Annotated in this window: 10 protein-coding genes and 1 tRNA gene; 5 read left to right on the top strand and 6 right to left on the bottom strand. The window is 42.4% G+C overall.

The features are described from left to right. The first annotated feature begins 15 nt into the window (after nt 1-15). A complete protein-coding gene (locus tag AB1A65_RS01955) occupies nt 16-735 on the top strand; it encodes a copper homeostasis protein CutC (protein WP_366585077.1) in 720 nt (239 codons plus the stop codon). 55 nt (nt 736-790) lie between these two features. After that, nucleotides 791-2,026 carry a metallophosphoesterase gene (locus tag AB1A65_RS01950; protein ID WP_366585075.1) on the top strand — a complete coding sequence of 412 codons (1,236 nt, stop codon included), beginning with the start codon at nt 791-793 and terminating at the stop codon, nt 2,024-2,026. A gap of 26 nt (nt 2,027-2,052) precedes the next feature. Here the strand turns inward: AB1A65_RS01950 and AB1A65_RS01945 are convergent, their stop codons facing one another. Further along, nucleotides 2,053-2,520 (bottom strand): CBS domain-containing protein, encoded by a 468-nt coding sequence (locus AB1A65_RS01945; protein WP_366585073.1) that lies wholly within the window; start codon nt 2,518-2,520, stop codon nt 2,053-2,055. Nucleotides 2,521-2,777: 257 nt separating this feature from the next. Between AB1A65_RS01945 and AB1A65_RS01940 the strand changes: the two genes are divergently transcribed. Then, the gene (locus AB1A65_RS01940) at nt 2,778-3,074 is read left to right on the top strand and encodes a thioredoxin family protein (protein WP_036382448.1); all 297 of its coding nucleotides are present in this window, start codon (nt 2,778-2,780) and stop codon (nt 3,072-3,074) included. Between the two features lie 23 nt (nt 3,075-3,097). On the opposite strand, the gene AB1A65_RS01935 is transcribed toward AB1A65_RS01940, so the two are convergent. Continuing rightward, nucleotides 3,098-6,433: a DUF2723 domain-containing protein gene (locus tag AB1A65_RS01935; protein WP_366585071.1), complete on the bottom strand. Its 3,336-nt coding sequence runs from the start codon at nt 6,431-6,433 to the stop codon at nt 3,098-3,100. A 168-nt stretch (nt 6,434-6,601) separates the two neighbouring features. Here AB1A65_RS01935 and AB1A65_RS01930 point away from each other — a divergent pair. Further along, a tRNA-Gln gene (locus AB1A65_RS01930) sits at nt 6,602-6,673 on the top strand. Between the two features lie 66 nt (nt 6,674-6,739). On the opposite strand, the gene AB1A65_RS01925 is transcribed toward AB1A65_RS01930, so the two are convergent. The 4 genes from AB1A65_RS01925 to AB1A65_RS01910 form a co-directional block, all read right to left on the bottom strand. After that, nucleotides 6,740-9,010, bottom strand: a complete 2,271-nt coding sequence (locus tag AB1A65_RS01925; protein WP_366585069.1) for a molybdopterin cofactor-binding domain-containing protein — start codon at nt 9,008-9,010, stop codon at nt 6,740-6,742. Nucleotides 9,011-9,032: 22 nt separating this feature from the next. Further along, the gene (locus tag AB1A65_RS01920; RefSeq protein WP_366585067.1) at nt 9,033-9,494 is read right to left on the bottom strand and encodes a (2Fe-2S)-binding protein; all 462 of its coding nucleotides are present in this window, start codon (nt 9,492-9,494) and stop codon (nt 9,033-9,035) included. 99 nt (nt 9,495-9,593) lie between these two features. Then, nucleotides 9,594-10,337: a hypothetical protein gene (locus AB1A65_RS01915; RefSeq protein WP_366585065.1), complete on the bottom strand. Its 744-nt coding sequence runs from the start codon at nt 10,335-10,337 to the stop codon at nt 9,594-9,596. A gap of 56 nt (nt 10,338-10,393) precedes the next feature. Beyond that, nucleotides 10,394-10,867: a cupin domain-containing protein gene (locus AB1A65_RS01910; RefSeq protein ID WP_366585063.1), complete on the bottom strand. Its 474-nt coding sequence runs from the start codon at nt 10,865-10,867 to the stop codon at nt 10,394-10,396. A 163-nt stretch (nt 10,868-11,030) separates the two neighbouring features. On the opposite strand from AB1A65_RS01910, the gene AB1A65_RS01905 reads away from it, so the two are divergent. Then, nucleotides 11,031-11,933: a helix-turn-helix transcriptional regulator gene (locus AB1A65_RS01905; protein ID WP_366585061.1), complete on the top strand. Its 903-nt coding sequence runs from the start codon at nt 11,031-11,033 to the stop codon at nt 11,931-11,933. The last annotated feature ends 9 nt before the right edge of the window (nt 11,934-11,942 follow it).

The following is an 11,942-nucleotide window of genomic DNA, read 5'->3' as shown; positions in this document are numbered from 1 at the left end:
GATAAATATAGCAATATGCTCGTAGAAGTTTGCGCCAATTCGCTGGAATCAGCTTTAAATGCCCAGAGTGCGGGTGCCGATCGGATTGAGCTTTGTTCCGAACTTGGGGTGGGGGGCATTACACCTTCCATAGGGTTGATAAAACTAGTGAAGGAGCGTTTGGATATTCCGGTTCATGTGCTTATCCGTCCACGTAGTGGGCATTTTCATTATTCCATTACTGAGTTCGAGGTGATGAAGTCTGATATTGAAGCGTGTAAAGAATTGGGCGTAGATGGCATTGTATCAGGAATGCTTCACAATAATTTTTCTATCGACGTTGAGGGAACCCGAGAGTTGGTGGAACTGTCAAAGCCCATGCATTTTACGTTTCATCGCGCGTTTGATTGGTTAGATCAACCAAAGAGTGCACTGGCAACACTTGCGCAAATAGGTGTTGATACTGTTCTTACTTCTGGTGGTACATCTTCTGCAGCAGGCGCTTTGGAAAATTTAAAAACTTGGCAGTCCCAGACCTCTGTAATAATCATGCCCGGTGGTGGCATCAATCTCACTAATGCCCGTAGTTTTAAGGAAGCAGGGCTCCAGATTATCCACCTATCTGGAACTACCTTTGGCAATTCAGTAGATGTTTCTGGGAAAATCAGTATGAATTCAGCGAAACATTTGGTGGAAAATCAGGTAGGAATTACGAATACCATGTTGGTGCAAAGTGTGGTGCAGGCCGTTAAATAAATCCAAAATCCCTATTTTTTAGAAGATTAGCAATAGTTTTGTACAAAGAAATTGCATGTCTCGTCTTATCATTCTAGGAATTTTTTATGTGGTGTTGGCTGTATATGGATTCCAAGCTTTTAAAACCTTGTTCCGCAGTCCATGGATGCATTGGGCCTATGGGTTTCTTTTTCTGGGTGCGCTGCTGTTTTTGGTGATTAAAATAATGACCTTACAGGCTAATGATGGCTTTAGGGGAACAGTGGCCGTTGCTGGTGGAATTTTTGCCGCTTTTTTCCTAATGGCCTTGGTGCTCGGCTTCTTTTTGTTGTTGGAGGATGTTATTCGACTTTTTGTGTTTGGTTATAACAAGATTGCCACTTGGTCCAGCTCTGAAGCTGCCCATTTTCCTTCCCGAAGAAAATTCATCAGTGGTTTGGCCCTTGGTTTGGCCAGTTTGCCATTTGGGGCCATGTTGTATGGAATGTACCGCGGAAAATACAATTATCAGGTGTTGAAGTATGAGCTGGAGTTCGATGATTTGCCCGATGCGTTCCACAACTATCAGATTACCCAGATTTCTGATGTGCACAGTGGCAGTTTTGACGATTACGACAAGGTGACCTATGGCGTTGATCTTATCAACAAACAGGAAAGTGATGTGATTTTCTTCACGGGGGATTTGGTCAACAACAGGTCTGATGAGTTGTACCCTTGGAAGAATGTCTTTTCCCGTTTGGAGGCTAAGGACGGTGTATTTTCCATTTTAGGAAACCATGATTATGGAGATTATACTTCGTGGAAAACCAAAGAAGCCAAGGCGCAGAATCTTGAAGAGTTGAAGAAGATACAGAAGGAGATGGGCTTTGATTTGATGTTGAACACCAATCGCTATTTGGAAAAGGATGGGCAGAAAATTGCACTGCTAGGAGTAGAGAATTGGGGTCGCGGTGGATTTAAAAAGGCCGGCGACCTTCAAAAAGCCAAGGAAGGTATCCATAAAGACGACTTTAAAATATTATTGAGCCACGATCCTTCCCATTGGGAAGATGTGGTATTGCACGATGATTATCACTTTCACCTAACTTTGAGCGGACATACCCACGGTATGCAGTTTGGGGTTGAGATTCCGGGATGGATAAAATGGAGCCCTGTGAAATGGCGCTATAAATATTGGGCGGGAATCTACAAAGAGTTGGACCAGTTCATTAATGTGAACCGTGGGTTTGGCTTTATTGGTTATCCCGGTCGCTTTGGCATTTGGCCCGAAATCTCTGTTATTACGCTAAAGAAAAGGGGAAAACTATCCTAAAATGTTTCGCTCTCGATGTGGGTGATCTACATTGATTTCCAATGTTCAGATTTCAATCCCATGGTAGCTTTTAATATGTCTTTTTGGGATATTTGACCTACAAGCTTTCCATTTTCTACAATAGGAAAACGGCGCCTTTTAACTTCAAGGAATTTTTTGGCCGCATCAAAAATGTTCATGTTCCCATCAATGGTTTCCACATTTTTAATCATACGGAGCTCAACCTTGCTGTGCTCCATGGGCATGTTGTAGTAACGACTATCGCTAATATGTTTGATACAGTCTCCTTCTGAAATAATCCCAATGAGCTCGTTGTCTTCGTTAACAACAGGACCTCCTGAAACCCTATGTATAATCAATGCTTCGATGACCTCTTCAATAGATTGCTCTGGACGAAAGGTGATTAAGTCTCTGGTCATATAATCACTTACCTTGAGCGATATTTCCTTTGGAGTTTCTTTAACCCTTTTTCCGGTGTAACTCTTAATTGCCATGACGATATATTTTATGCTCTCTATTAAATATACTGAAATTCAGTGACTTAAAATAATGTAAGCTTTAATTTAATACACTTCTTGAAGGAAGGATGATAAAAAAGGATGTTGGTTCGGATGAAAATTGAAATAGGCAATGCGGCTAATTGAAAGGAGGATGGTTTCAAGAGAATTTACCGTGGACTATACAGTAATGTTTTACCAAGGCGCCAAACATTGACATTTTTTCTTACTTTTGACTGTAAACCATTGAATACATGTCAAAGTTTGGTGAACTCATAGATTTAAAGGTCCCTGTGTTGTTGGACTTTTATGCAGAGTGGAACGAACAGTCCACCTCCATGCACCCTGTTTTGCGCGATGTAGCGGCAGCCCTTGGCGATAAGGGGAAAGTGATAAAAATAGATGTGGACAAAAACAAAGAGCTTTCCCAAGCGCTTCGAATTAAAGGATTGCCCACGCTAATGATCTATAAAAAAGGAGAAATGGTCTGGCGACAGAGCGGCGAACAAGATGCCAATACACTGATTGGCATTCTAAACGAATATATTTAAAGCGAGGTTTTACCTCGCTTTTTTTATGGTTCTACCCGGGCACCGTCTTGTACGGCCTCGATAGTGTCCAAAGGAATGGAATCTTCCAAATCTGGATTGGGCTCTAGAATAGGTTCCTCCAATACATCTTCCTCTTCACCTACAAATTGAGAGAACTTGTCGATGTACTCATTGAAGATTAGCGTTTCAGATTCTGCCAAATCCCTATCCTGGTTTTCAATTAAGATATCAATGTTTCTTCGATAGGCTTGCATGTCGGCCAAAATATCGTCTATCTTTTCGTATTGTTCATCCAATGGAACATTGGCATAATACTCCAAATGCTCTTGGTAGACTTTCTTAAGTTTTTCAAAGAGTGCACGAGCCTTTTCCGTCTCACCAACTTTGTAATAACCATCCACAAAAGGTTCCACAAAGGCATAGAATCCATAGTGGTCCACAGGCATGTTGTTCATGGCAATGTCAATTACATTCTTGGCCTTATCAATTTTATTTTCGGCGATGAGCTGTTCCATTAAGCGTGCGATATTACTCCTGAACGACAACCCTTGTGAACGGGTTTGAGGGTCGTGGTAGATGTCCTCACTTCCAGAGTTGCCCCAATCCCAATCTGTCACAATATCGTACATAAGCTCTGTGTCAATTCGGCCCATTTCAAAGGAATTTCGGTTCTCGGTTTTGATTGGGACCAATTTATAGGCCAGCCCATCCAATTGGAGGTAATCTTTCATCCAAATGTATTCAGCACTGTCAAAACTTCCTCCTGAAAAATAGATGGGACGCTTCCAGTCATTGTTGGCAATAAGATCCAACATTAAAATCCTATTTTTTGGCAAGATGCTCTGCGGAAGGTCAATGTCGATATAATCCACGATCAAAGCCGAATCCTTTTCCTTGACCAACCCACTTTCCAAAACATTCTTCTTATTGACCGGAATACGGATTTTGTTGGTAGGATAATAAATGATATCCAAGGTGCTTTGGGGATATTGACTAATATCGGCTCCTTGGCTTTCCAATAGGTGTCCAAATTTGGTCTGGGGTTTATCGCTGCCTACCCAGTTGATGAAGTCTTGAATGCTCCAACGGTTGTCCGTGATTCCTCGATAATAGATGGCATCACGCGTGCCGTAGCGATATTTGTCATGGGTAAGTTGAGATGGTATGGGGTCGCTTTCATAGGCTTTACGCTTCATCTGGTCAATGTACCAATCTGTTGCAAAAAGGCTGGTATTCACAATTCGGACATCGGTTCTGTACTGCTCAATTTCCTGAACATACCATAAAGGGAAGGTGTCATTGTCCCCAATGGTGAACAAAATGGCGCCAACATCCTCTTGGCAAGAGTCCAGATAAGCTTTTGCGGTGGCAGGAGCAGTATATCGGTTAGACCGGTCATGATCATCCCAATTCTGGAAGCCCATCAACATAGGGACGGCCAACAAGCATATCGTGGCAATTACAGGGGCTGCTATCTTGGGTGCGATGAGTTTCCGGAATTCATCGAATAGACCATAGACACCAATGCCGATCCAAATACAGAAAATATAAAAAGAGCCTACAAGTGAATAATCCCTTTCCCTAGGTTGAAAGATGTAGGGGTTCGTATAAAACTGAATGGCGAGACCGGTAAACAAGAAAAATACGAGTAGTACCCAAAAGTGTTTCGGGTTCTTGGAAATTTGGAAAACAATTCCAATGATTCCCAAGAGCAATGGCAAAAAGAAATAGGTGTTCCTTCCTTTGTTGTTTTTCCAATCACTTGGGAGGTTTTCTTGGCTGCCCAGTCGAAGGCTATCCATAAAACCAATACCGCTGAGCCAGTGTCCATTTTCATCATACCTGCCTTGTACATCGTTCTGCCGGCCCACAAAATTCCACATAAAATAGCGCATATACATATACCCAAATTGAAATTCAAAGAGGTATTTTATGTTTTGCCAAACCGTGGGCGGCTCCACTTCAATATACTCCCCAAATTCACGTAAAAACCGGATGTATTGTTCGCTGTCCAGTTCTCCTTGGGAATAGGCGGTCTTGAACTGTCCTACTGCTTCCCTAAGCTCGTTGTTGGAGATATATTCGGATTTTATACGGAAGTCCAGAGCGCCAAAATATCGCATGTAATTTTCGGCATGCTGATCGCTCCACATTCTGGGCAATAGTCCCACATGCTTTTTGTTAGGACCTTGAATGGCATTTTCGTAGTGGTTTACGATAACGTATTTTCCTAGCTTATGGTCTTTTTCATATTTGGGACTGTCATCTTTATCTTCTCCTGCGGGAGCGAACGTATCAGAATAATAAGCCCCATAGACCGGACTTTCCACGCCGGGGTATTGTTCCCGATTGTAATAGGCCAAAAGTGCACGGGCATCGGCTGGATTATTTTCATTTACCACGGTTTTTGCATTGGCACGGATGGGTAACATCAACCATGAAGAGAAACCGAGAAAGACAAACATCATACAGAGTACGATGGTATTTCCGGAGTAGTAATTGTGTTTTCGGGTGTATCGCAGTCCAAAGTAAAAAGCTGCAATAAACAGGAGTCCCATAATAATGGTTCCTGAGTTGAAGGGCAATCCAATTTCATTGATGAAAAATACCTCGCTCCAACCAAAGAGTTCCAAAACATAGGTCAATGAGAATTTGTAAACCAATATCAACAGGCTTATGACAATGATATTGGCCAAAAGGAAATTCTTGGTGGTTGTCTTCTTATATTTTTTGAAGTAGTACAACAACCCTATGGATGGAATGGCCAAAAAACCCATAAATTGGATTCCAAAAGTAAGCCCTACCAAAAAGCATATAAGCAAAAGCCAACGATGTCCCCTCGGGTCATCTAGATTGTCGGTCCATTTTAGGCCCAACCAAAGTAAGAGTGCCATGATAAGGCTGGCCATGGCATACACTTCAGTCTCCACAGCGTTGAACCAAAAACTGTCTGAAAAGGTAAACGCCAACGCCCCAACCAAACCACTTCCTAAGATGGCAATGGCCTTACTGTTGGTAATGGTTTTATCCTTGGCAATCATTTTCTGCACCAAGTTGGTTATGGTCCAAAAAGTAAACAATACGGCAAAAGCACTGGAAACTATGGATACGGCATTGACCATGAGTGCAATTTTGGAGGGGTCCCCAAAAGCGAACATGGCAAAAAAGGCACCGATCATCTGCAAAAGCGGAGCTCCTGGCGGGTGTCCTACCTGTAGTTTTGCAGAGGTTGAAATGTATTCCCCGGCATCCCAAAAGCTTCCGGTGGGTTCAACGGTTATGGAGTAAACAATAAATGCTATGGCGAAGGAAATCCATCCAAGGATGGTATCCCATTTTTTGAAGTCTTTTGCAAACATAGAGATGGTTGTTAACCAAGTTGTGGCGAATTTAGTAAATATCAGAGAGAAGGTTCGCCCTTTTTGAAAAAGCTTTAACAGTAATGGAGCAAAAATTAGCGTGTAATCTTGCTAAAATATTTGTCGAAACCAAAGTTTGTTATAAATTTGCACGCTCAATTGTGGTACTGGCCTATGGTGTAATTGGTAACACAGCTGATTTTGGTTCAGTCGTTCAAGGTTCGAGTCCTTGTAGGCCAACAAAAACCCCTAAAATCATTGATTTTAGGGGTTTTTTATTGTTGAACAGAGACTCAGTATCCATATTTAACCTATCAATGGAGGTCTATCTGTAATAAACGGTTGGTGATAGTACCTTCTCCCCGTAGCTTTGTAAAGCGCATTGGCCAAAGCACCCATAATGGGTGGGAAAGGAGGTTCTCCCATTCCCGTTGGATCCACATCACTTTTTACAAAATGGGTTTCAATGGCTTTTGGGGCTTCACTATGTCGAATTAGGCGATACCTGTCAAAATTGGTCTGTTCAGGAGCTCCATCTTTGAAGGTCAGTCCACTGTACATAGCATGACCAATTCCGTCAACAGCTCCGCCTTCTGACAGATTTGAAGCAGCGTCAGGGTTTATCACTATACCGCAATCAATAGCAGCAGTAACTTTTTGGACAACTGGGGTGTCACCTTCCATTACAATATCAAGTACTTGCGCCACATAACTTTGATGGCAGAAATAAGCAGAAACGCCACGATGGACGCCAGCCTCGGTTTGTCCCCAATTTGATTTTTCCCTTACCAATTCCAACACACCGGCATAGCGTGAAGCATCATAATCATTGGACTCTGGACTGCCGACAGGATTTTCTTCGGCACGTTTCAGCAATTCCAATCTGAAATCGATGGGGTCTTTGCCCATTACTTCGGCCAATTCATCCAAGAAAGACTGTTCTGCTCCAGCAATAAAATTGGAACGCGGTGCTCTAAACGCACCTGTGGTGATATTGGTATCAACCGTAAAATCTTCTGCCAAATAATTGTCAATGGCACCCGCAGGAAAGCGGTTGGCAAATAACGGGCTCTCTGGTACTCCACCCGCTTTCACATGAAACCCGATTAGGTTATTATCGGCATCCAATGCGGCGCGGTAGGTGGCGTAGTACGATGGTCGATAAATACCTTGGGACATATCGTCTTCACGGGTGTACATCAATTTTACGGGAGCTTTCATCCGTTGTGAAATAGCAGCGACCTCTACCATAAAATGACCGTACAATCTACGGCCAAAACCACCACCTTGACGGGTCATCTGAATGTCCACTTTTTCCAAAGGCAATCCCAAACGTTCTGCCACGGCTGGCTCCATCCATTCTGGGGTTTGGGTAGGCCCAAGCAACTCGGCATGGTCTTCGGTCACATTGGCAAAAAAGTTCATGGGTTCCATGGTATTGTGGGCCAAGAATGGACAACTGTAGCTTCGTTCAATGATTTTGTCTGCATTTTTAAATGCTTGCTCTGGGTTCCCATCCCTTCGGGCGACCTTAGCATTGCGTGCAATCAATTCTTTTAATTGTGCAGTATGGCTATCAGAATTTTCCATGCCAGCAGGATGTTTTACTTCCATTGCATTCCCGAACAACGTAAGGTTTTGGGTTGTGTCCGGTGCATCTTCCCATTCAATATTCAATGCTTTTTTAGCCTGAAATACTTGCCAAGTCGTTTCTCCCACAACCACGACTACTTCATTAAAGGCGGTAAAATGAAACGCCATTTTATCAAAGTCATCATCATATAATTTTATGGAAAAAACATCACGAATACCGGGCATTTGTTTGGCCTCTTCGGCATCAAAGGATTTTAATCGTTTACCGAAAGCTGGTGGGTGTACCAAGGATGCAATCAACATACCTTCGCGTTGAACATCAATGCCAAATAAGGGTTTGCCGGTAACTATATTTTTACCATCCACATTTTTTCGTGATGTACCGATTATGGAAAATTCTGACCTTTCTTTGAGTTCAACTTCTTCGGGCACCTCTATTTGCGCCGCTGCGGAAGCCATTTCTCCATAACCCGCTGAATTGCCACTGGCCTCATGTGATAAAACTCCAGCTATTGCAGTAATTTCACTGGCAGGGACCTGCCAAGCTTGGGCAGCAGCTTCTTTTAACATATGCCTAGCGGTTGCTCCGGCCATCCTAAGGTTCTGCCAAGAGCTGCTGATGGACCTACTGCCTCCAGCAACTTGCCAGCTATACAAATTGGTGTTGAGTGGTGCTTGTTCCACCACCACATTTTTCCAATCAATTTCCAATTCGTCCGCCACGATCATGGGCATGGATGTTCGTACATTTTGACCAATCTCAGGGTTGGGGGACATGATGGTGACTACCCCATTATCGCCAATTTTTAGATAGCCATTCATTTCATACCATTCTTCGGGCATTTCCAATTCCATGGCAACGGCTTCGGCAACCTTGGGTTTGCAAGCATTAAAAAAGCTGAAACCGAGAACCAATCCACCCCCAGCCAAACTGGTGTTTTTAATAAAGGCCCTACGACCTATTTGTGTTTTTATGAGTGTCATTTTTTTAAAAGTTTAGGGTGAATTAAGAGTTGTTTTCTGCAGCGATTTTAACGGCTTTTTTGATACGGATATAGGTTCCACAGCGACAAATGTTCCCGTTCATGGCTGTTTCTATTTCATCATCTGTTGGCGAAGGGTTTCGTTTTAACAAGGCCGAAGCTGTCATGATTTGCCCAGCTTGGCAATAGCCACATTGCGGAACATCAACTTCCAACCACGCTTTCTGTACGGGGTGGTCTCCATGCTCAGACAAGCCTTCAATAGTTGTGATTTCTTGCTCTCCAACGGTGGAAACCGGTAATTGGCAAGAGCGCACCGCATTGTCTCCTAAATGGATGGTACATGCGCCGCACTGTGCAATTCCACAGCCAAATTTGGTACCGACCATTTGTAAATGGTCTCGCAATACCCAAAGCATTGGTGTGGTTGCATCTACATCCACTGTTTGGGATTTTCCGTTGATTTTTAGATTGTATGTTGCCATGTTGAAATTATTTGTTTTAAGGTACTAAATTATCCGTTCGGATTGTGTCTAAATTATTGGTATTGTTAGGATTGAAAAATTATTTTTTTATGTGCTTGTTCAACTCCCGAAACTGTAGTTTACGGATACGTTCCATATAAAATCATCTTCGGGTACGATTTGGGTATCGATGGCTTTGTTAAAAATGGCCGAGATCGATACGGGAAAATCCCTTTTGGCCAAAGTCACAAACCCTACCGCATAAAATCCCTCTTTGTCATCCATTCTCAAATAATAGGTTTGAGGGGATATATTAAAATAGAAGTCTTTGGTTAGGTTGAGGTTGTTGAAATAGGAATTCAGCACAAGAAAATTAGTCTGTTTTACGCCCTCGTCGAAACCCCTGCCATGAAGATAGTAGATACCAATTTCCGTATTTTCCCCTAATTTGTAATTCGGCGCAATTTCAGCGGCCACATAGCGTCGGGATTCCAGAATTTCCTCAGGTTGCCCATCACGAATTACGGTTACCGTTCTGAAGTTTAGCGCCGGATGTGCTCCAATCCGCAAGGAAAACCGTTCTTTTTCAACCGCTTTATATCGAAACCAAAACAAAAATGACCATGGTTTGCCCTCTAGGGCAAAACGCATATCGGGTTCAAAGCTCAATTTGCCTTTGGTGAATTTTAAATCGAACAGCAAAGCTGGGTCACCCAATGAAAAGGAGGGAACCAGGGAAATTCCATTATGGGTAACACTGGCCGTGCCCCTAAAGTCATCCAAAAATTTACGGTCATTCTCTTGGGAGTACCCTTGGTACAATAGGGTAGTAAAAAGAACCAGGAAAAGGTTGACGTTTTTCATTTTCGGCTTAGTTACCTATTCATAGTATGCTTTACTAGACAAACTTTAAATGATAATTACTCACTCAATTTTTTTGCTACAGTGTCATAATATTCTTGTGTTACCACTTCTGTCCAAACGGTAGGTGTTTCTCCGCCGTAGATGGCCAGATAGGTCACATCACTGTTCTTGGAAGAAGAATGCCAATGTTCCGTGTTTTTTTCGCATCTGATTACATCACCCTCTTTCAAAACCGTTGGTTCCTTTCCTTTTTCTTGATAGTAGCATTCACCATCAACGATGATCAATACTTGTACAGATTCATGGGTATGCCAGTCTAAGGTGGAATTCGCCTTAAATGTTGCCTTGGTAATGTTGTATGTTAAATCGCCATCTGCTTGCAGAACAGGATTTAGCCAAGCTTCTCCAATGTAATGTGTGTTAGGTGCTTTGAAACCTTCGGTGAAATAGGAAGAAACGGTGTAAATTGAATCTTGGGCAGAAATGCTTGCAGATATGGCAAACACGATGAAGCAAATTATTTTTTTCATGATGATGTTTTTTTAAGATTTTCCATCAAACCAAAAGTATTCATCTATGTAAGTGGAAGTAATACCCAGATCACGGATGTTTATACCATTATTACAGATTTTGTGCATTGAGGTTGATTAGCTGACAATCAATCCCTTATCTTTAGATAAAATTTAACAATAGATGGAAAACATATACCATATACAATCAGTGGCGGATTATTTCGCTTGGCGAAATTCCAAACCAGATCATCCACTGGTGGGCATTTTGGATTATGAGCGAACAACCGCATATCCTGATTATTCGTACGACGGTCTGCAGTTTGATTGCTTCGCCGTTTTCCTGAAGGATGCCAAGAATTGCAAGTTAAAATATGGCGGTGGCGAATATGATTTTGATGAAGGTTCCATGGTGTTTATGGGGCCGGGTCAAAAAGCGGGAATTAGTTATGACCCAGATTACAAGCCCAAAGGGTATGCCTTGATTTTTCATCCCGATTTGTTGTTGGGAAGTGATTTAGGGCGAAAAATCAATAGCTACACTTTTTTTTCCTACTCCGTGAAGGAAGCCTTGCATTTATCTGCCCGTGAGCGCGGGCTGATTTTAAGTGTTATCGACAAAATTCAGTATGAATTGGAGCAAAATCTGGACAAGCACAGCAAAAAATTGATTGTGAGTAATATTGAGCTCTTGCTGGATTATTGTCTACGGTTTTATGACCGACAGTTTTTGACCCGTGAGATTCCCCACCAAGGAGCCTTGGAAAAATTTGATGTGTTGCTCAATGATTACCTGTCTTCGGAAAAACCACAAAAACACGGCTTGCCCTCCGTAGGGTATTTTGCGGACCAACTGAATCTCTCTCCAAATTATTTTGGAGATTTGGTGAAAAAGGAAATGGGCTATTCGGCACAAGAATACATTCAGAACAAGCTTATTGATGTGGCCAAGGAAAAGGTGTTCAATCCCAACAAATCAGTCAGTGAGATAGCATATGAGCTTGGATTTAAATATCCGCAGCACTTTAGCAGATTGTTCAAAAAGCAAGTGGGGCATTCGCCCAAAGAATTTAGAAGCCTTAATTGACCTGAAAAT

The organism is Allomuricauda sp. ANG21 (genome assembly GCF_040705235.1).
Taxonomy (GTDB): domain Bacteria; phylum Bacteroidota; class Bacteroidia; order Flavobacteriales; family Flavobacteriaceae; genus Flagellimonas; species Flagellimonas marina.
The sequence above is the reverse complement of the archived record's forward strand: the minus strand, read 5'-3'. Positions and strand labels throughout refer to the sequence as shown.

Excerpts from the sequence above, each read along its gene's own strand:
- AB1A65_RS01920 (WP_366585067.1), bottom strand. The coding sequence starts at position 9,494 with ATGGCAACATACAATCTAAAAATCAACGGAAAATCCCAAACAGTGGAT.
- AB1A65_RS01935 (WP_366585071.1), bottom strand. The coding sequence starts at position 6,433 with ATGTTTGCAAAAGACTTCAAAAAATGGGATACCATCCTTGGATGGATT.
- AB1A65_RS01950 (WP_366585075.1), top strand. The coding sequence starts at position 791 with ATGTCTCGTCTTATCATTCTAGGAATTTTTTATGTGGTGTTGGCTGTA.
- AB1A65_RS01925 (WP_366585069.1), bottom strand. The coding sequence starts at position 9,010 with ATGACACTCATAAAAACACAAATAGGTCGTAGGGCCTTTATTAAAAAC.
- AB1A65_RS01945 (WP_366585073.1), bottom strand. The coding sequence starts at position 2,520 with ATGGCAATTAAGAGTTACACCGGAAAAAGGGTTAAAGAAACTCCAAAG.
- AB1A65_RS01955 (WP_366585077.1), top strand. The coding sequence starts at position 16 with ATGCTCGTAGAAGTTTGCGCCAATTCGCTGGAATCAGCTTTAAATGCC.
- AB1A65_RS01940 (WP_036382448.1), top strand. The coding sequence starts at position 2,778 with ATGTCAAAGTTTGGTGAACTCATAGATTTAAAGGTCCCTGTGTTGTTG.
- AB1A65_RS01910 (WP_366585063.1), bottom strand. The coding sequence starts at position 10,867 with ATGAAAAAAATAATTTGCTTCATCGTGTTTGCCATATCTGCAAGCATT.
- AB1A65_RS01915 (WP_366585065.1), bottom strand. The coding sequence starts at position 10,337 with ATGAAAAACGTCAACCTTTTCCTGGTTCTTTTTACTACCCTATTGTAC.
- AB1A65_RS01905 (WP_366585061.1), top strand. The coding sequence starts at position 11,031 with ATGGAAAACATATACCATATACAATCAGTGGCGGATTATTTCGCTTGG.